We start from the raw sequence: 21972 nt of genomic DNA on the forward strand, positions 1-21972 counted from the left end.
ATTAACGGCACCTGATGCTTTTTCGCAACAGCCGCTGCTTCGGCAACGGTTAACATGCTTTTTTGCACGGTGTGGTGGCTTTTAATATAAAGTAAAGCCGCTGTTTGATCGGTGATCATCATTTCCAAGTGCTCAGGCGAACACATATTGGCATAGCCGGCTTCCACCACTTGACCGCCGCCTTGAGCGACCATAACTTCAACCGGTGTACCGTAATCAACATTGTGCCCTTTTGGTAGAACAATTTCCCGCTTGGTGATTTTCGTTGTATATGGATGATAGGCATGATACAACGAGCCTGCCCCGATTAATGCCGCCACGCTTTGAGCGATGCCGGCCGAAGCCGAAGCCACCACCTGTGCGTCCTCAACGTGTAGAAGCTCTGCCAGATAAGCACCGGTTTGAATACTTAGCTCACTCATTTCAAAGAAGTGCTCGCCGCCGAACCGTTGGGCCGCCAGCACATTTTCCGAAACCTTGGATACCCCGAGAATCGTCATTCTGCCTGAGGCGTTGATGACTTCTTTTAGATTGAATTTTTCGTAACTAATTGTCATACACAACCCCTCCAATAATCGTTTTGACTGGCTTGATAATTTCCGTAGCTTCTCTTGTAAAGCCATTTGAATCAGTTAATGTCTTTTGACCAGCTTCAATGGTAAATATAGTAAGATCTCCATCATAGCCTTCCTTCACCTGACCCTTTGTTGTAAAATGAAAGTTTTCAGCAGGCTCTACTGTTACCTTTTCAATGATCTCCGGCCACTCATAGCCGACAACACGAAGCTTTTCCATCGTCGTTGCCAAATCATATACCGGTCCATTTTCCCGATTACGGATATAAATATCGGTACTTATAGACGCAGCCTTCATCCCTTCTTTCAATGCAGTTTCTGCTACGTGAAAATTAAAGCTATCTGTTCCATGACCAATATCAAAAACCACGCCTTTATTATAGGCCGCCCAAGCAAAGTCCTTAATTTTTTCCTGCTCTTTGTCTAAAATTCCATTTGGCTTCCCATTAAAACAATGCGTTAAGACATCACCTTTTGACATATGCGCTAAAATATCATCTAATTGCGGCGGTGCTGAACCAATATGTACCATTAACGGTAAATTGTGATTTGCCTGCTGAATCTTTTTAGCCATCTCTAAAGGAGTAATGCCGTTTTCGCCAATGACTGTTTTGCTCATTCGCGCCTTGATGCCCACCACAAAATCTGGTAATTCCCTCAATGCCTTATGAACCAGCTCTTCCTTGATTTTACTAAGATCAGCTAATTCATCCTGTTCAATAATGCCCCATTTGGAAATGTTTACCAGCGCATAAACATTGGTTTTAGCCTGCTTGGCTAAATCGTAGAACTCATGAATATTTTCAGCGCCTGTCGTTCCAGCATCAATTACCGTTGTTACTCCTTTTTTCACACCAATTTCATCGGGAAAATCATAGTACAAGCTCATTTTTTCAAAACAATGAACATGATCATCAATCCAGCCGGCTGATACATAGGTTTGACCGTCCAAGCAAACTTCTTCCTTACTGTCAGCGTCAATCTGTTCAGAAACTTTGACGATTTTCCCAGCGTTGATCGCTATTTCTATCCGACTGCCTGTAATCGAACGCCCATTTTTTATGATTAAGTCATAACTCATTTCATCGCCTACTTTTCTATAAATCTAAATTTAGTCCATGGTTTTACAAAATCTAACAGCAGCAGTTCTTTCTTTGTTATATGTCCTACTTTATTTTTGCGTTCATCTTTATGCGGCTGCAATACAATCTGCAATTCATTCTTGTATTTGCCGAAGCTGTCATTGCCGATCACGATGTCACCCACTTGAAATTCGATAGTATTATCATGAGCTGGATTGGCTTGTTCCTTATACTTTTTCCGCACTTCTGTAGATCGAACTACTTGTGCAGTAATGTCGCCACGTCTAAAATGCTGCTCAGTCAATGTGATTTCTTTTTCAACCTCATTTACATCAGCAGTAAATTCAACAGCAAATTCCAGTTGATAGCGATTTAGCCTGCCCAATATTTCTAATTCTTCATCTGAGGCGTAAGCATTGCCAATAATCACATCATCAATCAAGCCGGTCGCAAATAAATGCTTCGCTTGAACCTCAACAGGCAGATGACGATGCAGCTCCAATGTCGGCAGTCCGTCATTCACATCCCACGGTCCAATAACGCCAGCTTGCGAGTTGATAAAGGCAGCAGTCCGAAGCCCTTGTTTTTTAAAACGAACACTACAGCGTTCAAAGAAATCATAAGGTAACGCTGTACCTTCTTGCGGATAAAAATTATGACAGCCATATAAAAACGGCACATTTGCTTCATAAGTCAAAATATTATCCAGATAAGCGACATCATTGCTCATATTCAATTCAATCGCCAAATCAAAAGGATTATAGGTTAATTTCGCTTCCTTGCTTCCATCAAAACCGACATCTAAGCGAATCCCGTCCGCTCCGGTTTCATAAAAGAATGTCAAGTCATCATAGGAAATGTCTAGCTCATCAAAGATATTCGGCGCCACATCTAAAATCGTTTCAAATCCTAGATCCTTCGCAAAACTGATCAAGGATTGAAATTTTTGCTTTACAGATTCCTTTCCTTCAGTAACTTCCAGCATGCTCATAAAAATCCGTGAAAAACCACATTCACTGGCTTTTTTTAAATATGCCTTATCCTTTTCTATATCACTGTGATCCGGGTATACTGATACACCTAATGCTCGTTTCATCCTGTTTCCTCCGCTCTAAGTAGTTGCTGCCATCTAGCTGCTTACTTTCATTTTTTCTCTGATACTCCAACGCCGAATGTTCTGTAGCGCCACGAAATCAGCGAACCGCATAAGATTGTCATAGTTCCCACAACGAAAACCGGTTGCCCGATAATTATTCCGATAATAGCAGCTAGTAAAATTATCCCGATTGAAGCCAAGCAAAGTGGCAACAAGCGCAATTCAAGTATTTTTTTCGGCAGCCAGTTTTTTTCGATCATTATTTGACTAACAATGAAAAATACAATAAACCAAATCATCATACGATTAAACACCAAAGAGGGTAGTTTTTTTCCTACCCTCCCTCTCTTTTTGTTTAAGCAGCGTCTTTTACTTGTTGCTCTGCCGCTAATTCTTCTGCTTCTTTATCCAGCTGTTGTTTTTCATATACTTTGAAGAACGGGTAGTAGATCGCCAAAGTAATCAAGAAATTGACACAGACAAGCAGTGCGGCAGTAATGCTCCAGTTCGTACTCATCCAAGCAGCAATCGGTGCTGGAAAAGCAAAGCCAAGACGCGCCATCATCATTGGCACTACATTACTGACCGTCAAGAAATAAGAAAGCGTCGTAGTCACTAATGGCGCTACGATAAAAGGAATCCCTAAAATCGGATTCATCACGATTGGCGTTCCAAAAATGATCGGCTCGTTGATATTGAAAATTCCCGGAAGGAAAGATAATCGACCTAAGCTCTTCAAATATTTTGATCTTGAAAACATCATCAAAACAACTAACGCAAGTGTAGTACCAGCGCCGCCGATCCAGATAAACCATTGTAGGAATTGCTCAGTGAAAATATTCGGTAAATTATTTGCACTGGCACCATTGGTAAAGGCGTCTACGTTTTCCGCGATGGACATATCCCAGAACGGACGAATGACAGGACCCATAATTGCAGGCCCGTGAATTCCCAAAACCCAGAAGAAACAAATTAAAAATACAGTTAGAAGTCCGCCAAATAAACTATTACCAGCTAGAATACCTTTAAGCGGCATTAAAATAGCACTTAAGAAGCCATTCAAATCAAAGCCTAAAACATGACGGATTACCCAGAATAACATCAAAATAACCGCACCTGGAATCAACGCGATAAATGAATTTGATACTTCCGGCGGTACACCTTCAGGCATTTTGATCGTAATGTTTTTTACAATAAAGAAACGATAAATTTCCACAGAGATTAACGCCGTTACGATCGCTCCGAATAGGGAAGCTGAACCTAAATTAGCTAAATTGATATAGCGACCAGCGCCAATTACATCTTTCACATCTTCCAACACACGCGTTGGAGGCGCTGCAGTCACTAAAAACGCCATCAATGCAAGCAAACCACAGCTTAATGAATCCAGCTTATAACTCTTTGCTAATGCCGAAGCAATCCCAAAGGTTGCATATAACGCTAAAATTCCCATCGTATATCTTGAAGGAATATCCAAGACTGATAAATACGGCGTGATAAATTTCGTATAAGCCTCAATCGGAATATTTTGAAATACCGTAAAGAAAGATCCTACAATTGTCAATGGCATCGTAGCGATCAATCCCTTTCTGATTGCAACCATGTGCCGCTGCGAACCAAACTTATTCGCAACAGGCATCAAGTGCTGCTCCATCCATAACACAAAACCATTCATTTCTTTTGTCCTCCGTTCAAAAAAGTTAGTCTGAAAATATAAAATTAAATTATTTCATCATCAGAATAACATAATAACATTATAATGTAAACGATTAACAAAAGAATAGTGCAAGCAAATTCTCTTTTAACTTGGCAAAGCCACCGGGAAAATTGCACCAAAGATCATCGCCCCTAGAATCGCTCCGCCGGCAATCGGCTTTTTCCAAAGATAGAAAATAACTGCGCCAACCACAGAGCCAATACCAATCGGCGCTGATGCTCCACAAGCACTAATAATAATCAGTGGCCCCAAGAAGCGACCTGAAGCATTTCCGGCCCCCATCATGATATCTGCCCCAAAGGTTGAATTTGATTGATTTATCGTAAATTTCCGAATCATAATAATGATTCCGCCAATCACTAAGCCCAGCAGCATACCAGTCAATAAAGACAGTGCAAAATTCTCCACCGGTGCTTTGATATTCATACTCAATAAAATAGCAGGAACGCCAATTCCAACACCAGTTAAGATTGCTCCGCCAATATCTAAAATACCAACCAGCGAGCCTTCCAAAATCCGAGCAAATAAGAAACTTGCTCCAAAGGCCGCCGCTGCACCATAAGAACCGCCATCCATACCTGCTTTTAACATGGCTACAATCGCAACTTCATTAAACGCTCCAACACCATGCTCAAAGTACATATGTGTTCCGGCAAATACCCCGGCAGACAATAAGCCCACTAAAATCGGAAAAGACCAGTCAGCAAACCAAAAATTCTTTTTCTCCTCTAATTTCACTGTTTCTTCCATTATATTTCACCTCTTCCATTCATTTTTACTTCCCAATATTGAACACATTATGCATATTTTCCAGCCATTCAGGAATTTGCAGACGGAAGCTTTCAATCATTTGTAAATCAAAGCCGCGGAAAAAGCCGCTAAGAATAAAGAGCAGAATCACTGCAGCCATCATACTTTTCGTCACCTTGTTCCAGCCGATTTCATCTACACCTTTACCGATTAAAATTCCTAAAACAACACCCGGAACTGCATTTCCCATAATCATAGTTGCCAATCCGCCGAAAATAGTGGCCCATAAACCAGAGCGTTTGCCGGCATCAATGGCTGCCAGCCAGAATAAAACCGGCATGACTGTATTGATCAAGAGATTAGCCGCAGGAACTAACACAGCTACCGCTGTAACTTGCAACGATTCGGGAATAGCGGAAGCCGTCGTATTTAAAAATGCAACAACCACCATCCCAATCAAGGCACCGGAAATGCCCATCTTTTTCGGATTGTGCATCGTTTCAGCAACATTCTTGTTTTTTACCAGCAAAGCGGCGGCTGCCCAGTTTGGAATTACCCGATGGTCCACATCCTGAGTAAAGGCTCCGGCGCCTACCGTAGAGGCCCAAGCATTGAAGAAAAAGCCCAGCCCGAACGAAAAATGACTCGCCGCATCTCCTTCACAGGCATTCATTTCACCTAATGTTCTAAAAGCGCCCAACCCTTGTGTACTCGGCGCATGAAACATTCTTGCAGCGCCGGCACCGGCTGCAAAGCCCACCAAACCTCCAATCAACAGAGATTTCAATAAAATAATCATGACTTCCATTTAATTTACCTCCTTTTGTATCTGCTTTTTGCCGAAGGGCAGCGGCAGTCCGTTAGGATCAGCAATGGCTTTCTCTTCAAAATGCAGTGTGTCCATTTCAACTAACGTGATTGCTACTTCCACATCCAGCAGCACATGATAATTCACTCGCGTTCTAGGCAAAAAGAAAAACAAAAAGCGTTCCGTAAAGGTTTCCTGCTCAGCTTTGACAATGTGAATAGCCAGCGGTTCAATCCGCACAATGACATCCTTTTTTTCTTTTAAGACCCGATTGTGAATCTGATTCAGTGCATTCGCGAAAGCCAGATTTTTTTCCTTTCCAGTTCCTTCAACTCGAATAACCTGGCGCTTTTTGACAGTTACTTGTTCCATCAGGCGCTCCCCCTCTGTCTTTTATTGACCGTTCTTTTTAAGATATGCTTCCACAAGACGTTTTCCCAGCTCTTCCTGATCCATAAATCCAAAGCCTAAAACGGTTTTTCCTTCTTGAATCGCAGTCACCCCTTCATCAATCGACCGCATGCCGTGACGTTCCGGATACCCATATTTTGTTGCTGCTGTTAGGGCACCTGCCCCGCCGCTGCCACAAAATGAAATCCCTAAATCAGCATTTTCCTGCTGCATGACATCTCCCAAGCGCATATCCGCGCCCATTCCTGGCACTACCACTGCCTTACCTCCAGCGGCTTCCACGCCTTTAGCTACATTTTGACCTTTTCCTAAACGATCTGCAATAACGACTGTTACCATTCTCTATTCCTCCTATATAATTTTCATTTATTGTTCATTTTGTCTTGCTGCTTCAAAATGAATAGATAATACATACATTTCCGACTGCGGCAAATTGCCAATATGCCGGACGACTTTATCTGCGATCTCAATCGCTTCTTTAGAAACCTCTGCAAACATTTCAGGATCCACTCCCGTCATTTTTTCATCTGCGATTGACCGTTTAATCATTTCATTTACATGATTGATCAAAATCGTCCACTGTAACTCTGTCGGCACGATGGCACGTTCATTCAGCAAATTACTAATGACTTCGAGCGCTGCTTCTAGCTTGATTTTACACGGACTTTCAGCGATGATTTTTTTAGCATCATCCGTTAAATTCATCCTTGCTGCTCCTCTCTTATATAATTCAATAAAGCAGTGATTTCTGCTTGATTTACCATTAACTCATTTTTCGCAAAAATTTGTTCAATTTGCTCTACTAATTTTTGTTGTGTCAGCAACGTTTCTTTCACTACATTGCCTTCATTTTCATATTGACTGTCAAATGTAATCCGATGCACCATCAGCATCACGTGCAGTAAAAATGCTTCTTTATATTCCTGCAGCAGCTTTTTCCCGAAAACCTTTAACAATTCCTCGTAAATAATATAAGTTTTAACCAAAAGATCACGACTTTCAGCTTCGATTCCCTGATTTTCTTTGATTTGCTTTCTGGGAATCAGCCGCGGTACTTTACCGGATTTTGGTTGCGTTAAAATTTTATTTACTTCTTCTTGAATATTATGAATATCTGCTTCTGTCGGCAGCGGATTCACTTTGATAAATGGACGATTCACACTATCAATCGGAAAAATACTCAATACTAAATCCGGATTTTTCGCTTCAATTACCTCAGCGGCATTTAAGACAGAAGCAAAGCCGGCGATTTCTACATTAGAAACCTCCTCCAAAATTTTCTGCTCAATCAAACTTGTCACGCCTAAGCCAGTCGAACAGACGTACACGATTCTCACGACATTTTCCTCAAGCAAGTTTTTCTCATAAGCCACAAGAAAATGTAGGGCAATGTACGCAATAAACGAATCATTGATTAATAACGCAGAACCTACCAGCTCATTTTGACTAGCGTGCTGAATGGCTGAAAAAAGCTGCGGATATTTTGCTTTAATATCATCCACAAAAGGATTGTATTCATTAATGAATAAGTGTTTTTTCGTTAGCCTTAAAGACAAGTGAGCAAAAAGATTCGTAAATAATTGCCGATCCTGATAAAAAGGAATGTCCATTTCTTTCGACACCTGTGTAATCAGTGCCTCTGTTAAGCTCACAATATCCTGCTGATTGTTAGCCACAAATACATCACTGTACACATATAAGTATTCATCCGCCAATAAAGGTAGCTCGTAGTAAGCGAATACTTTTTTCATTAATAAAAAAGGAACTTCCAGCTTTTGCTCCAGCATGCTTTGATTGCCTAGCATTTTATAGCTGCCTACCGTGTGATGTAGCTGCATTCTGGAGGCTGCAATGGCAACCCGCAAAGTAATGGACAGAATTTCTGAATAATTAAACTGATCAAATAAGGAAGGATCAATCAGCTGAGTCATTTCCTTTAATGCCACCTGATAAATCTGTTGAAAAATCGTGTTGCCGCCAACGTGGATCTCTTGGCTTTTCTTTTGTTGTCCAGCCTGCACGAAATACGTCATAATTTGATAAATATCATATTCTGTAATTTCTTTTTGAGTGATGTATTCCATTAATAACCGAATTTTGCTTTCTGCTCCTATGATTGAAAAACCCTGTCCACTTTGGCGGTTTAATCGCAGCTCATAAGGCTGAATAAGTTCTTCCACACGATCTAAATCACTAATAATTGTATTTCTACTTACCTGCAAATCCTCTGCTAATTCTTTGGAAGTTAGACTTTTAGAGGCCTGCAGCAAACGAAAAATCAGCTGGATCGCGCGTAATTCTTGATCAGGGTAAGTTTCAAAACGTTCCACCTCAATAATTTCATTTTTCAATGTCAAGCGCTTTGAATCAGGTATTTCCAGCCAAATCCCTTTGTTTCGGCGGGTTTGCAGAACCACATTTTGTTCATCGAACCAGTCACGAATATTGTCCAAATCATATTTAATTGTCCGCACACTAACTTTAAAGGTTTCTGCCAACTCCTTGGTAGTGACACATTCCTCTGAATCCAAAAGAAACAGCAGTATTTTTATTTCTCTTTTCGATAAGTGCAGCGACATCTTCTCTCACCAACTTTCTTTCCTCACTCTTGAACTATAGCTTGAATTTAATAACAGAACAACACAAAAAAGTTGCACTTGTGTAAGTGCAACGTCTCTTGGCTTTCCCTGCTTTTCAACAGGTTTTCGTATAAATTTAGTGCAATTCTTTAGAAAACAAAAAAAGAAGACAAATGTCTTCTTTTAGCACAGTATTTATAAAATTTATAAATAGATAAAATCTTCTCCACAAAAATATTTATCCGACACGCCTACAATCCGGTAGGTAGATGTTCATCTATGTGCCTCTGTTTTTGATTAATCACCAGCCGTTAAAACGGAACAGCCAAAGCTGTCTGATTAAGTCAACTCGTCGCATGACAGTTACTTTAACATAGAAAAGAGGAGTTTGCAACCACGACCTGTGTTATTGCTAATCGCTCCATTGCTGGTAAAGTGTTTCAACTAGCTGAACCGTAGCCAAAGTCAGCTTTTTCGTCATCACTGGACTTTCAAGCAAGCCTTTTTGCACACACTCATTCACGTGATTCAGCTCAAAAACAAATTCACTCTCATATTCACTTGAAAGAAGCTCCTGCCGACCATCTGCATAAATAATTGTTGCACTTTTCGCTTTCCAAAAATGAGGAATTTCTATGCGTCCCCGCTCACCAAAAAGAGTCATTTTACTAGGAAGATCCAGCTTAACAGAAAGGAAAATACTTCCTAAAATCTGATTTGCAAATTGCAGCGAAAGGTTCGTCTGATCATCCGTCTGTCCGGCTTTTTTCGTAACCGTTCCACTAAACTCCTGAATTGGCTGATCCAGTAAATATTGCATGTACTGCAAAGGATAGCTGCCCGAACCATGTAAAATACCTCCGCCTGCTTCAAGTGAATGAAACCAGCTGATATGATCAATATTCGGATAGGTTGTGATTGACTGCAGCCACTGAATTTTCCCGATTTTATTCTGTTGAAGCGCTGATTTCACCATCTGAGTAATGGGTAAAAACACTGCTTTTTGGGCCTCCATTAAGAAACAGCGGTTCTTCGCAGCCAAGTCAAAAAGCTCTTGCGCCTGCGCCAGCTTTAGCGTAAACGGCTTTTCCACTAGAACATGCTTGTGGTGCTGCAAGGCGAGCTTCGCTGCTTCATAATGTCCCTGATTGTATGTAGCGACATAGACAATATCGATCTCTTCATCCTGACAAACCGCTTCATAAGAGCCGTAAGCTTTGGGAATCGCTAGTTCAGCAGCCATTTTTTCTGCTTTAACCAGTGTCCGCGAGGCAATGGCGCGAACCTCGCCAGCTTCACTGGCCGCAACTCCGGCAACAAAGCGCGGCACGATCTGAGCAGTACTGATAATTCCATAACGAATTTTTCTCATCGATTCAACTCCTTCATCTAACACTATAACGAGTAATAAAGAAATATTCAAAAAAAGTCTTCCTACTAAACAAGACTGAGCCTTCCTTTCGGCTCAGTCTTGTTGGTTGGTTTAATGCAAAGTACAGCCATTATAATAAATCTTTATGTACTTTCTCTGCTATGTATCATGTTGCTTCTTAGCGAATCCCCACACTGACTTTTAATGCTTGATTAACTTTAAGCATATCCTCTTCGGTTAATTGACAAATTTTATGCAGGATACGTTCTTTGTCCAATGTACGTATTTGTTCGAGCAATATTAGTGACGGTGTCATTTGCTCTTCGTGCGGTATGTCTACTTTTACTTGAGTCGGCTGCATCTTTTTGTTGACGTTTCGCGTAATAGGCGCAACGATTAATGTGGGACTAAACAGATTGCCTTTGTTATTTTGTATAATTAAGACTGGCCTAATTCCTCCCTGCTCTGAGCCGATTACCGGCGAGAGATTAGCATAAAAAATTTCTCCCCTGCGCATCATATTATATTATCACCCCTAATCTAACCAAACTTCCCTTGTGTAAATTATATCATGCTTTTTTATTAAAATTTTTCAATAATTTTCGCTCGTTTTGAAAAGTTTGATAATCTCAGCTCAACATTTTATTTTTACTAGTAAAATTAGCTACTGATTCTCAATTAAAAAAGGAATTGGTTCTAAGTCTTGTTTTCTTCCTTTTGTAGATAAATAAAAAAATATGTACTTATTTACTTATAATATGTTAAAATTTATTTCATAAAAATGAAAGGAGTTTTTATATGGGCTTAATTGGTTTTGTTTGGTATATTCTCATCATTGTACAAGCTTTTCTAGGGATGGGAACCGCCTATCGAAAGACAAAGGCAAATGGAGATAACGGTGTTTCACTTTACGGCTGGTCTCTCGCCTATGGCTTAGCAGCCTTTGTTCCCTATTTAGGTATTTATTTATGGCAGCAAAGTAAGAAACCAGACTTTAGATAGTATAACGAAAGTGGGAGGAACAAAACTAAAAACAGTTTTGTCCCTCCCACTACTTACAAATAAACGGTAGCCCAAAGTAAGGTTCTTCGTCTTTTACTCCAATTGTAGGAACCTAAACGACTTTTGGCTCAATCTCTTTATCGTGAACTATTGTGCTACTTTAAGACAGAAATTTTTCAACCTTCGTATTAATTAAATCAATCGCTACATGATTTTCGCCGCCTTCCGGCACAATCACATCCGCATATCGTTTGGTCGGTTCAATAAATTGATGATACATTGGCTTCACAACAGTCAAATATTGTTCAATCACAGAATCCAACGTCCGTCCGCGCTCTTCCATATCACGCTTAATTCTGCGAATAATGCGGATATCATCATCTGTATCAACATACAGCTTAATATCCATTAGCTCTCTTAAACGAATATCTTCCAAAATCAAGATTCCTTCTAAAATAATGACTTCCTTAGGCTCTTGAATAACAATCTCAGAGCTTCTTGTATGTGCTACATAATCGTAGACAGGCTTTTCAATCGTTTCATAGTTAATTAATTTTTGCAAATGCGCGATTAATAGATCTGTATCGAATGCAAAAGGATGATCGTAATTGGTTTTTAATCTCTCTTCAAAACGTAAATGGCTTTGATCTTTATAATAAGAATCCTGCTCCAGCATCATGATAGAATGATCCGGAAAATGATTGAAAATCGCCCGACTAACGCTGGTTTTACCACTTCCAGAGCCTCCAGTGACACCGATAACGATTGGCTGTTTATTTTTCATGCAACGAAACCTCTCTCTTATGTATAATAGTCATAATTACCTTTTTCCATTATAATAGAAAGTCAGAAGAAAACCATCACTTTCACTATAATTTTTACGATTCTGCCATTTTTATAAAAAAATCAGCAAAGGAGCTTAGTTATGTGTATTAAAGTGATTCAAGAGATTACTTCCACTCACATGGATTTATTGTTGTCAGCTGATCCTAACGAGTCCTTAATTATCGACTACCTTAAACGCGCCGCATGCTTTGAGTATCGGCTGAAGGAGCAAGTTGTCGGAGTGATTGTCTTATTACCAACCCGGCCTAAAACACTGGAGATCGTCAATATCGCTGTTTCCTCGCAGCAACAAAATCAAGGAATCGGCGAGGCTTTGCTGCGCTATGCATTGACATTCGCTCAGGAACAAGCGTATCAAACGGTTGAAATTGGCACCGGCAGTACTAGCTTTGCACAATTGTATCTCTATCAAAAATGTGGTTTCCGCATGACCGGCATTGATCGGGATTTTTTCCTGCGCCATTATTCAAACGAAATTATCGAAAATAAGCTCGTTTTAAAGGATATGGTAAGACTTAGGATTGATCTATAAAAAAAAGCAAGTTGCTTTTTTTTACATTGCAGCTTGCTTTTTATAATTACTGTAGCAATCCAAAAATTTCATCCAGCTGCCGGATTTCATATGTCGGCTGAATTTCCGGGGTGACAGGCTGTTGATTTGGATTCAACCAAAGCGTAGTAATTCCAGCTGTATTTCCGCCTTGAATATCGGAAACAAGTGAATCTCCGATAATCATCGTTTTTTCTTTATCCAACGACGGAATACGGTCAAATACATAATCAAAATATTCGATCATCGGCTTTTGGTAACCCACCTCTTCTGAAACAAAAATATCTTTAAAAAAGGTAGTTAATTTAGAATCATTCAAGCGCTGGTACTGGGTTTTTGCTACACCGTTGGTAACAATATACAAATCATAACCTGCGCTTAGCTGTTCAATAATTGCTTTGCTATTACCCAACAGGTCATGTCCTTGACTTAAGTGCTGACGATATTTTTCGCCCATCCATTTGCCATCCACTTTTTTATCCAATTGTTCAAATAATAAACGAAAACGTGTATCCATAATCGTCTGCTTATCCGTTTTTCCTTGCTCAAAATCCCGCCATAGCTGATGATTAATCTTTTTGTAGGTCGCTTCGATTTCATCTGTCAACAAGAGCTCTTCTTCTTGAAATAATGCCTGCAGCGCCTTTTTTTCAGCTAATTGAAAATCCAGCAGCGTATCGTCAACATCAAATAATAAGGTTTCAAATTTCATTTTCTTTGTCACACTCTTTCTTTTTTGTGTATGGTGAAATAAGGTTTAAGAGCCTGCAGCTCTGTAGTATTCAACGGACGGTACTGTCCTGCTTCAAGCGTTTCATCCAGTTGAATAGGTCCCATCGATAATCGTTTTAAATAAGTAACTTTTTTGCCTACCGACAAAAACATCTTTTTAACCTGATGAAATTTGCCTTCTGTTATGTCTAAGTAAGCATGGCTATGCCCTGCTTTAGCAGCCAAGATCTGCAGCTCTGCAGATTTGCAGGTTTCACCGCCAACAAACACAATGCCCTGTGCAAAAGCCAGCCGATCAGCTTCCGTCAACACGCCATTGACGATGACTTCATACCGCTTTAAGACCTTTTTGTGCGGCAAAAGTAGCTGATACCCTAACTGACCATTGTCGGTTAAAAGTAATAAGCCTTCTGTATCGCGGTCAAGTCTGCCAACTGGATACAGGCCCTTTCGCTGATCTTTGGGCGCAATCAGATCGATGACGGTTGTATGAGTAGCATCACGAACAGCAGTAACAACGCCTTGTGGTTTGTTTAACATATAATAAACATGAAGCGGTTCTTGCAGTCGCTGATCTTTCACCAAAATTTCTTGAATCGCAGGCTCCACGCTTTGGCTTTCATCAATTACAATTTTGCCGTCAATACGAACTTGCTTACTCCGAATCAGCGCCCTGACATGACGCCTCGAACCAAAATTTTCCTGTTCCAGTAATTTATCTAAACGCATAATTTCTCCTCACTTCTTTACTAGTTTAGTATACAAAGTCCAGAATGAAAAGAAAATAATCTCATCAGAACAGCGAACAAATTGTTAAAAATAATCTTAAGAAAGAGGCTGCTTTCCTTGACTAAAAAATTGATTCGCGTTAAGGTGAATATATAAGTGAATAAGGTTTCTCAAAAACAGCGTAATGACCTGGGAGAGAATAAGGTATCATATGGAAATTTTTCCCTGGATAATTGTGCACAATTATTCGGGATTTTTTGTTTTCAGCTGTTCCTTTTGTAGAAACGATTTCGTTTTTAACGAGGAATACTGAAGCATACGGTTAATTTTCATCATGTTGCGTTTTTAAGATAACCAAATATGAATTCACTCGGTTTATCTAGCTGAAAAGGCTCCCGACAGATTTTGTCTTTAAGGGAATCACTGGATCAGCTTTTAAATTTAAGGAGGAATTTAGGTTATGTCAGTATCATTAGAAGTTAAAGAAAGAGCCGTCCGTCCACGTTCACTAAGAAACCAACTACGTCACTCCGGTCAAGTGCCCGCAGTCGTTTATGGGTATGGCATTGAAAGCACACCTATTTCAGTTGAAGAAAAAGAACTAACAAGAATTTTGCGCGATAACGGTGCTAATGCTGTTATTACAATGACTGTTGGGGGTAAAAAAATCAACACGTTAATGTACAAAGCGCAATTGGACACCTTCACGAATCGTATGAAACATGCAGAATTTTTAGCAGTAAATATGAAAGAAGCAACAGAAGTTGAAGCAGAAGTCGTGCTTGTCGGCGAAGCTCAAGGCGTTAAAGCCGGTGGCGTCTTAGCACAAAACCTATACAGCGTTCTTGTTTCAGCGACACCAGACAAACTTCCTGAACGAGTAGAAGTCGACGTTACTGATTTAGCGATCGGCGATGCAATCACTGTTGCTGATTTACCGAAAAATAATGACTATGAAATTATGACAGATGGCGAAGAACAAATCGCAGCTATCGTTGAAGCACAAGCTGTTGAAGAAGAAAGTTCTGAAGAAGCAGGCGAGCCTGAAGTAATTGGTGAAAAAACAGAATAATTTTTTATTTTTAACTAAGGTTGAATCCAAAGCCGTCAAGGTCGGAGCAAAACATAAAATTAGTTTTGCTCCGGCCTTTTTTTAAACAATTTTTAGTGCATTATTGTTGCTTTTTTAGTGAAACATGACAGAAGCGAGTTTGAAAAAAATGAGGTATACTAATGGTATCAGCAGATAAAGGAGGTCAAATAAATGGTTGAAAGTTTTGATAGTGATCGCAGACGCTACGCCTCTCTTGGGGTAGTGGAAAGCTTACCAGGTCCTTTAATTGACAGCATTTGGATGATTATTGATTTAGATTTAAAGGGAGTTATTCCGCTTACTAATGTGCTTTACTTTGATTTAATCGACAATGGCGGCACAGTGACCATCAACTTCTCGCAAGAGATGAATGATGTGCAAATGGCTGTTGATTTACCTTTTCCTTACTCTGAAGAATACCCAACGCAAGTATTTGCTTTTGACGACGGCAATAAAGAAACGATTTTACTGCCCGCTGAAATGCTGGAATAGTATAAAAATTGTATAAAATAAAAAGCTTTCTCTAATTTTGAGAGAGCTTTTTTTAAATGTACAAAAAATGCGAGTAGCAACTTAAAAAGCACTTTACTGCCACACACTAAGCTTAGTCCATAGTAAGCAAAATGGTTATTTACCTATGCTCAAAATAATTGAAAAAAAATTAGTCGATATTCATCTATCTCAATATTTAAACGTCCTGGCACTTACTTTACTCACTTCCTCAATCTCAGTATTTTATATTCATATCCCAAAACATCATCACTTTTTCAATTATCCCTTTTTGAAAATATATTCTTTTTGGGAAATTGCATACTGACATCAAGAAAATCTCTATATGAAATCATAGCTGGATTTTCATCGATAAGTACATAAACCTCTTCATTCTTATTTGATTCTTCCTTTTTCAGTCTTCCTTTTGATCATCATTACCCATAGCACATCTTGTTTGCTATTTCATATTGTAATCCTAAAGCCATACAAACGCCGTGTAAAATACCAAATGCACGAGTAACTTCTTGTGGTTCACCTAATAAAGTATTGGTGTAATGACTTTTTGTAAAAACACACTCATAAACAACGTTTTCAAGTAGTTCTTCTCTTGTAACACCAACAGCATTCAAGTACATTTCCATCACCCCCTATTGATCGTTTTCGAGAACCTAACTCAATACCGTTACTCGCTGAAGAATATTTGAAAATGCAAGATAGTCTTTCTTGTCGTATATTTTGATTTCAAAAATTTCATTTGAAGATCTATCTATGGCAATAACACTATAGTATGGTTCTATTTTATTCGTTAAAGAACGATAGCTATTTGGATCTTCATAGCCATTGGTTTTGAATTTTGTTTTACTTATTTCCATTTCTTTAATATTCATTCTAAAACACTTAATCGTAATGACTCCTTCTCTTAGTATGATTTTGCTTGATAGTTGCCACCAACTAAGAATCAGAAAAATAATTATTACTAATATAAATAAACTAACGGTTTCATAATTCAGCAAACTATTAATGTATGAAAAGTAAAATGCTCCTGCTAACATACCTAAAACAAGAATCACTTTTACATACCTATTAAATCCATACTTATATATTTCCATCATTTTCCCTCCAATAAGCCGCTTTCTATTGCTAAAATGATTTTTCCTCTTTTTTCATCAACTTCAAGCATTTCAGCCACTCGGATACACAAATTACTGATGCCATCACTAAAAATGAAGGTTGCATGACTAAAGAAGGAGAGGTTTTTCATTGCAGCAATCAAACGATTCTCCGCTAATGTAATAATCAGACGATCCTTTTCCCTCTTCACATAACCAATCGCTTGCAACTCGTAATTTTTCATCGAACTCCTCCTTGATTTGCTGATATCTCAGCAGAATTTCACTGACGTATCCTTATGATAAAGCCTCACATGATGTGAGGGTCAAGCGATAATTATTATCAGCAACTATCCTCCGACAACTAAAAATAGGGTCAATCAATGGCAAGCGTTTTAGCCTCCACAAATTAAACCCTATCTTGTATTGTTCTATGTTAGCCACCGATGGTAATCCCGTCATCTGTATCAATATCCCACAACTGCCTGACATAGACACTGTTTTCACTTAAAATTTTACATTATCTAAATAGTATTTTATCCTTAGTTTCAATTCTTAAGAAATATTCGATAGATAAATTGATTAGTTTCTTTTATACAGCTATACCTGTAGCTATAAAATTGTAATATCGATTGAACGAGATAGAGGCCCAAGCCATGAGAGGGATAGTCCGTTTCATCGTCTGTTGTGACAAAGGGTTTGTGCATCTCTTCAATACTCAACACATCCTCTATAGGTATTGCTTGATTTTCAATTTCAAAAAGCTCTTTCGTAACTGTGATTCTGATTACACTTTCTTTCGGCGCATACTTAATGGCATTTCCCAGTAAATTAGAAAACAGTTTCTGCATTTTGTTGATGGGTATCGCCATTGTAGCTCCCTTTTCTAAAGTCAGCTGAAGTTTCTGATTTTTATCTTCAAGCATTTCTGCATAGACCGTTGCCACATCCTTTAGCACAGGAGTAATTTCGATTTCTTCAACAACTGTCACATCACCAACCCGACTAAGTTCAAGTAACTCACTTACCAATCGATTCATTCCGGTTAAGTAGCTAAGCTGGTTTCTAAGAGAAAGCTTTTTTTCTTGGACTGTCTCCTCCTGATACAGTCCTTTTAAAGATAGGCTCATATTCATGATCGGTGTTTTTAATTCATGGACGATCCCGCTCATAAATAATTGCCGACTGTCCTCCAGTTTTTTTACCATAATGACCTCTTCCTTTAAAGCAGTCATCGTGTTTCTGAGTTTGCAATACATAATATTTATGTTATTCCTAAGCTCTTGCAATTCATCACCTTTATGATGCTCTTGTGTTACCGGGTAAATCTCTAACGCCATCTCATCGATCACTTGATTGATGCTCTTGATTTTATTAGAAAAATATTTGGCATAGCCAATAGCAATGATACTAGAAACAATCAATGCGATAAATAAAAAATAAGGTGCGATGTTACGGACTATATCGAAAATTTCACTTTGGGTCAAGGCAATTGGATACGAAATAGTGACATTCGTTGTCTCTCCATCCCTTATGATATCTTCTTTTTTTTGAAAGTTCTTTTCGGGATTGATGATCAGCTGGGAATTGGTTTGAATAGCCAGTGCTGTATCCGATGACAAGCTGTCAGGAGCCTCTGCCATACCTGAGTTGTCTTCAGCCGGCCGCTCTCTCATCGTGACATCATCCAATTGGATCGTATAGCCTTGTGCGATATACTTATCCAACCGCTCTATGGCATCTTCCTCCAACGCAGTTAGAATTTCTTTTGAATTTTGTTCAAAATTTTCTTTCTGAGTATCGTATATGAATGAATCTGCAAAATAGCCAACGACTAAAAATAGCAACCCAGTAGTCAGTAAAATAGAAACTACTGAAATCAACCAGGTTTTTGCAAACAAGGAGCGCATCGCCACGAAACTTTTAATTTTTTTCAATTTTATAACCGACCCCTTTTACTGTTCTAATCAATTCCGGCCAAGTTTTCTTGCGAATATTCTTGATATGGACATCGATATTTCTGACATCCCCATAATATTCGTATCCCCATACTAAAGTAATCAGCTCTTCTCTGTCATATACACGCCCTTGATTGGACAGCATCACCTGTAGAATATCAAAGTCCTTTGCTGATAGTTTTATCGGCTCCCCTGCCAAATAGGCTTCATAATTTTCCGGAATTAGAAGCAGGTCTGAATAAATTATTTTATTACTCTCTTCCCCGTATACACGTCGTAAAAGAGATTTTATTTTGTAGGAAAGAATATTCAATGAAAATGGTTTGACAACATAATCATCGACTCGATTTCTGAACGCTTCGACTTGAATCAATTCATCATTCAGCGCACTAATGATCAGTATAGGTACTTCGCTTTCCAAGCGGATTTTCTTGAGGACACTTTCTCCTCTTAATTTTGGCAGCATGATATCTAACAAAATCAAGTGTATCTCATGAACAGCGAATAGTTGCAACGCTTCTTCACCATCTTTTGCTTCAATAATCTGATACCCTTCCTTTTCCAAACCAGTTTTGATTGACTGGCGAATGTTGAAATCATCCTCTACCAACAAAATGTTTTTCATCTAAAAACTACCTTTCTAAAAAAAGACTCATTACTCTATTTCTCCACGGCTTTCTTATCTCAAGCAGTTGTACCTCCCATTCATCTGCCTCTGTCCATGTTTCAGCAAGAAAAACAAGGACGGGGTAGATGAAACTGACCAAAAATAACGAAAAGGTCATCACAGCGATAGAGAGTACATACATCATTATTTGCCGTTCACTCGCATATTTTCCACTTTCCAGAAACAGCTCAGCACTTGTTGCCATCCTATCCAACAAAACTTTCACAAAATCAAAATCTGATGCTTGTGTCGGTAGATATTCACTTGTTATAGAAAAATTCTCTGTTAGAAGGATGAACAAAACGAGCGAACAAGTTACACCAGCCATAGAAAACAAGCGTCTAGTCAATCCCTCTTTTCTTTTTTCGGATCGGATACTTAACCATATAAAGAATCCTAAAAAATGTAGTAGCAATAATCCGTTTATGACACCCAGTAATAGACGGAAAATATCATAATCCAACAATTGACTATCTAGTGAAAAGCGTTCAGAAAATTCCTGTTTGAGTAAATTTTTATTCACTTGATTCCCACTTAAAATCGTCAGTCGATCCAGACCTGTGACCGCTTCACTTTTTGATTCATAAACAAAAAACGAGCGATCACTGGGAATAACAGAAAGAACCTGATACTTTCTGTTATTATAAACGATAGATAGACTTTTGACAGTAGTATTCCCAAATAATTTATTTGCTAAAGACGAGCTTACAAGACATTCTGTAGTGTTCTCTCCATGTAACCCCGGAGTCTTTGGAAATAGAAGCTGACTATTTCCTTGCAACGCTAAAACATCTGTTTTTACCTCTGTATTCAACTCTTTTACAGAAACAAGCTCATCATTTTTCTTTCCCCATACAACAAATGAGAATTGTTTATCCAGCTGTTCATTCTCCGCCAATAAGTCATTCGCTCTTTTACCATCTAATTGACTGCCTTCATTTTTGATGATGAGCTGTACATATGGGGAAAACTGCTTCAGTTCTTCAAGCCAAATTAGATTGAAACTAAACCCGATGATCAAAAAGAAACCCAGAATTACAGGAAAATGTTTAAGAGCCTTCTGACGCCTATTCATTGATCCTTACCGTTGTTCTTTCCGCTATTTCTTTATCCGTCTCGGTTACCACTTGTTTATCAGAATCAATTCCTTTTACTGCAGCGTACTGATTGTTCTTATCTATAAGCTCAACGTCTACTCTCTCGATGGTTTTCTCAGTACCAAGGACTGTTTCTTTTGTGTTTACACAATAAACATAATAGGCATTTCCTTCATCGATATGCAGTGCCTCAATCGGAACACATTGCTCATATTTTTTTGCCGGCACATTAATTTCCGCCTTTAGTGTTTCTCCGATTTGAAAGCCGTCTGCCGGTACATTGATCATGACGTTCAAAATCGTCGAATCTTCCGGATCTTCCGTGACTGAAATTATTTTTTGATTTTCCAACGATGATTGCTGCTGACCATCACTTTCAAGAATTTTTGAAAGTACTACTTCTGTCCCCACTGTGATATATTTTTGATCTTCTTTCTGAAACTGGAGAACAACTCTTAACCCCGCAGTTGTATCGGCTAACAGTAACGGTGCTTCTGTTGTAGTCAAGCCCCCTGCCTTGATCGAAATAGCCGTAACTATTCCCGGCAAAGTAGCTTTTATTTTCCCGTCTATTTGCAGCAATTGCTTCAGCTTTTCCACCTCTTGTTGTTTTTCTTCAATGTCCTTTTGTGTCTGGCTGATCGTTGTAGTAGTAGCTGTCGGATCGGACTCCTGTTCCAATAATCGCCGAGCTTCGTTGACCATCTTTTCCTTGTTCTCAAGTGCTTCTTCATAGCTTCGTTGTTTGTCACTAAGCTCTGCTTCAAGCTGTTTTTTTTCTTCTTCGTAATTTTCTTTTGTTTTGTCGATTCCTGATAAATTATTCTGAGCGGTATTTAGTTCCTCCACAGCTCTGGCAATCGCTGAATCGCCAGAGCTGACCGCTTCATTATATGCTTCTGTCGCACGGTTGATGCTTCTTGTCCGTTTTTCCTGCTCTGCTGCACTTTCACTGCCAGCCTGTTCATTTTGCAAAACCAGCTTCGCTATTTCTCGCTCAATCGCTTCGATTTTTTCGTTTAGCATAGCTACATTCAGTGTATAAAGAACCTGATCTTTTTCCACTTGTTGACCTTCTGTCACATCCAAAGAATCCACAAATAATTCTGGCTGTATCGTCATTGATAACTGCTTTTTATAGGTGATTACTCCTTCTGAAGTCGGTCTATGGGTAATCACCTGTTCACTAACCTTTTTTACTTTGATTTTCGGAATAAGCACCCCATTCAAAGCTCTCGAAAGTACAGTCAACAGCAGAATGCCAAGAAAAAAGAAGCCAATGATTTTAATACCTTTAGTTCTCATGT

The 21972-nt window shown here is 39.1% G+C and carries 26 protein-coding genes and 1 pseudogene; 4 read left to right on the forward strand and 23 right to left on the reverse strand.

The genetic code is table 11. The features are described from left to right. From ABH902_RS12745 to ABH902_RS12805, 13 genes and pseudogenes are all read right to left on the reverse strand, one after another. Window positions 1-557 (reverse strand): annotated as a pseudogene (locus tag ABH902_RS12745) (SelA-like pyridoxal phosphate-dependent enzyme); the annotation flags it as partial. Then, window positions 547-1656, reverse strand: a complete 1110-nt coding sequence (locus ABH902_RS12750; RefSeq protein WP_404591296.1) for an amidohydrolase/deacetylase family metallohydrolase — start codon at window positions 1654-1656, stop codon at window positions 547-549. The pseudogene ABH902_RS12745 and the gene ABH902_RS12750, both read right to left, overlap by 11 nt. A gap of 8 nt (window positions 1657-1664) precedes the next feature. Continuing rightward, entirely contained in the window at window positions 1665-2753 is a 1089-nt protein-coding gene (locus ABH902_RS12755; protein ID WP_404591298.1) for a DUF871 domain-containing protein, read from the reverse strand. 47 nt (window positions 2754-2800) lie between these two features. Next, window positions 2801-3055, reverse strand: coding sequence for a hypothetical protein (locus tag ABH902_RS12760; RefSeq protein WP_404591299.1), 255 nt, complete (start codon window positions 3053-3055; stop codon window positions 2801-2803). 53 nt (window positions 3056-3108) lie between these two features. Next, on the reverse strand, window positions 3109-4428 hold the full coding sequence (locus ABH902_RS12765) for a PTS sugar transporter subunit IIC (RefSeq protein ID WP_404591301.1): 1320 nt from the start codon (window positions 4426-4428) through the stop codon (window positions 3109-3111). Window positions 4429-4554: 126 nt separating this feature from the next. Further along, window positions 4555-5220 (reverse strand): DUF4310 family protein, encoded by a 666-nt coding sequence (locus tag ABH902_RS12770; protein WP_404591303.1) that lies wholly within the window; start codon window positions 5218-5220, stop codon window positions 4555-4557. Window positions 5221-5245: 25 nt separating this feature from the next. Next, complete coding sequence (locus tag ABH902_RS12775; protein WP_404591305.1) at window positions 5246-6028, reverse strand: DUF4311 domain-containing protein; 783 nt, start codon at window positions 6026-6028, stop codon at window positions 5246-5248. Beyond that, window positions 6029-6400, reverse strand: a complete 372-nt coding sequence (locus ABH902_RS12780) for a DUF4312 family protein (protein WP_404591306.1) — start codon at window positions 6398-6400, stop codon at window positions 6029-6031. It lies immediately after the preceding gene. Window positions 6401-6421: 21 nt separating this feature from the next. Further along, the gene (locus ABH902_RS12785; RefSeq protein WP_404591308.1) at window positions 6422-6778 is read right to left on the reverse strand and encodes a glycine-rich SFCGS family protein; all 357 of its coding nucleotides are present in this window, start codon (window positions 6776-6778) and stop codon (window positions 6422-6424) included. Window positions 6779-6805: 27 nt separating this feature from the next. Then, window positions 6806-7144, reverse strand: a complete 339-nt coding sequence (locus ABH902_RS12790; protein WP_404591309.1) for a PRD domain-containing protein — start codon at window positions 7142-7144, stop codon at window positions 6806-6808. Further along, complete coding sequence (locus tag ABH902_RS12795; RefSeq protein ID WP_404591311.1) at window positions 7141-9018, reverse strand: BglG family transcription antiterminator; 1878 nt, start codon at window positions 9016-9018, stop codon at window positions 7141-7143. Before ABH902_RS12795 ends, ABH902_RS12790 begins: the two co-directional genes overlap by 4 nt. Before the next feature lie 412 nt (window positions 9019-9430). Beyond that, window positions 9431-10390, reverse strand: a complete 960-nt coding sequence (locus tag ABH902_RS12800; protein ID WP_404591313.1) for a Gfo/Idh/MocA family protein — start codon at window positions 10388-10390, stop codon at window positions 9431-9433. Window positions 10391-10568: 178 nt separating this feature from the next. Then, entirely contained in the window at window positions 10569-10910 is a 342-nt protein-coding gene (locus tag ABH902_RS12805) for a type II toxin-antitoxin system PemK/MazF family toxin (RefSeq protein ID WP_404591314.1), read from the reverse strand. A 278-nt stretch (window positions 10911-11188) separates the two neighbouring features. On the opposite strand from ABH902_RS12805, the gene ABH902_RS12810 reads away from it, so the two are divergent. Further along, entirely contained in the window at window positions 11189-11392 is a 204-nt protein-coding gene (locus ABH902_RS12810; RefSeq protein ID WP_404591316.1) for a hypothetical protein, read from the forward strand. Between the two features lie 160 nt (window positions 11393-11552). On the opposite strand, the gene udk is transcribed toward ABH902_RS12810, so the two are convergent. Then, complete coding sequence (udk, locus tag ABH902_RS12815) at window positions 11553-12176, reverse strand: uridine kinase (RefSeq protein WP_404591318.1); 624 nt, start codon at window positions 12174-12176, stop codon at window positions 11553-11555. 141 nt (window positions 12177-12317) lie between these two features. Between udk and ABH902_RS12820 the strand changes: the two genes are divergently transcribed. Then, the gene (locus ABH902_RS12820; protein WP_404591320.1) at window positions 12318-12770 is read left to right on the forward strand and encodes a GNAT family N-acetyltransferase; all 453 of its coding nucleotides are present in this window, start codon (window positions 12318-12320) and stop codon (window positions 12768-12770) included. A gap of 46 nt (window positions 12771-12816) precedes the next feature. Here ABH902_RS12820 and ABH902_RS12825 read toward each other — a convergent pair whose 3' ends face one another. Both ABH902_RS12825 and ABH902_RS12830 read right to left on the reverse strand, forming a co-directional pair. Beyond that, window positions 12817-13500, reverse strand: coding sequence for a YjjG family noncanonical pyrimidine nucleotidase (locus ABH902_RS12825; protein WP_404591321.1), 684 nt, complete (start codon window positions 13498-13500; stop codon window positions 12817-12819). 8 nt (window positions 13501-13508) lie between these two features. Then, on the reverse strand, window positions 13509-14249 hold the full coding sequence (locus ABH902_RS12830) for a 16S rRNA pseudouridine(516) synthase (RefSeq protein WP_404591323.1): 741 nt from the start codon (window positions 14247-14249) through the stop codon (window positions 13509-13511). A 460-nt stretch (window positions 14250-14709) separates the two neighbouring features. On the opposite strand from ABH902_RS12830, the gene ABH902_RS12835 reads away from it, so the two are divergent. Both ABH902_RS12835 and ABH902_RS12840 read left to right on the forward strand, forming a co-directional pair. Then, complete coding sequence (locus ABH902_RS12835) at window positions 14710-15321, forward strand: 50S ribosomal protein L25/general stress protein Ctc (protein ID WP_404591325.1); 612 nt, start codon at window positions 14710-14712, stop codon at window positions 15319-15321. Between the two features lie 192 nt (window positions 15322-15513). Continuing rightward, window positions 15514-15834 carry a DUF960 domain-containing protein gene (locus ABH902_RS12840; protein ID WP_404591327.1) on the forward strand — a complete coding sequence of 107 codons (321 nt, stop codon included), beginning with the start codon at window positions 15514-15516 and terminating at the stop codon, window positions 15832-15834. Window positions 15835-16268: 434 nt separating this feature from the next. Here the strand turns inward: ABH902_RS12840 and ABH902_RS12845 are convergent, their stop codons facing one another. The 7 genes from ABH902_RS12845 to ABH902_RS12875 form a co-directional block, all read right to left on the reverse strand. Further along, a complete protein-coding gene (locus ABH902_RS12845) occupies window positions 16269-16469 on the reverse strand; it encodes a hypothetical protein (RefSeq protein WP_404591329.1) in 201 nt (66 codons plus the stop codon). A 33-nt stretch (window positions 16470-16502) separates the two neighbouring features. Then, window positions 16503-16943 carry a hypothetical protein gene (locus ABH902_RS12850; protein ID WP_404591330.1) on the reverse strand — a complete coding sequence of 147 codons (441 nt, stop codon included), beginning with the start codon at window positions 16941-16943 and terminating at the stop codon, window positions 16503-16505. Further along, window positions 16943-17188 (reverse strand): hypothetical protein, encoded by a 246-nt coding sequence (locus ABH902_RS12855; RefSeq protein ID WP_404591332.1) that lies wholly within the window; start codon window positions 17186-17188, stop codon window positions 16943-16945. The genes ABH902_RS12850 and ABH902_RS12855 overlap by 1 nt, the downstream gene beginning before the upstream one ends. Window positions 17189-17491: 303 nt before the next feature. Next, window positions 17492-18880 carry an ATP-binding protein gene (locus ABH902_RS12860; protein ID WP_404591334.1) on the reverse strand — a complete coding sequence of 463 codons (1389 nt, stop codon included), beginning with the start codon at window positions 18878-18880 and terminating at the stop codon, window positions 17492-17494. Then, window positions 18867-19526: a response regulator transcription factor gene (locus ABH902_RS12865; protein ID WP_404591336.1), complete on the reverse strand. Its 660-nt coding sequence runs from the start codon at window positions 19524-19526 to the stop codon at window positions 18867-18869. The genes ABH902_RS12860 and ABH902_RS12865 overlap by 14 nt, the downstream gene beginning before the upstream one ends. 7 nt (window positions 19527-19533) lie before the next feature. Beyond that, window positions 19534-20643, reverse strand: coding sequence for a hypothetical protein (locus ABH902_RS12870; protein WP_404591338.1), 1110 nt, complete (start codon window positions 20641-20643; stop codon window positions 19534-19536). Continuing rightward, window positions 20636-21970, reverse strand: coding sequence for a hypothetical protein (locus ABH902_RS12875; RefSeq protein ID WP_404591340.1), 1335 nt, complete (start codon window positions 21968-21970; stop codon window positions 20636-20638). Before ABH902_RS12875 ends, ABH902_RS12870 begins: the two co-directional genes overlap by 8 nt. Window positions 21971-21972 lie beyond the last annotated feature (2 nt).

It is taken from the genome of Enterococcus sp. UD-01 (assembly GCF_044909655.1).
In the GTDB taxonomy this organism is placed as follows: Bacteria; Bacillota; Bacilli; order Lactobacillales; family Enterococcaceae; genus Enterococcus_L.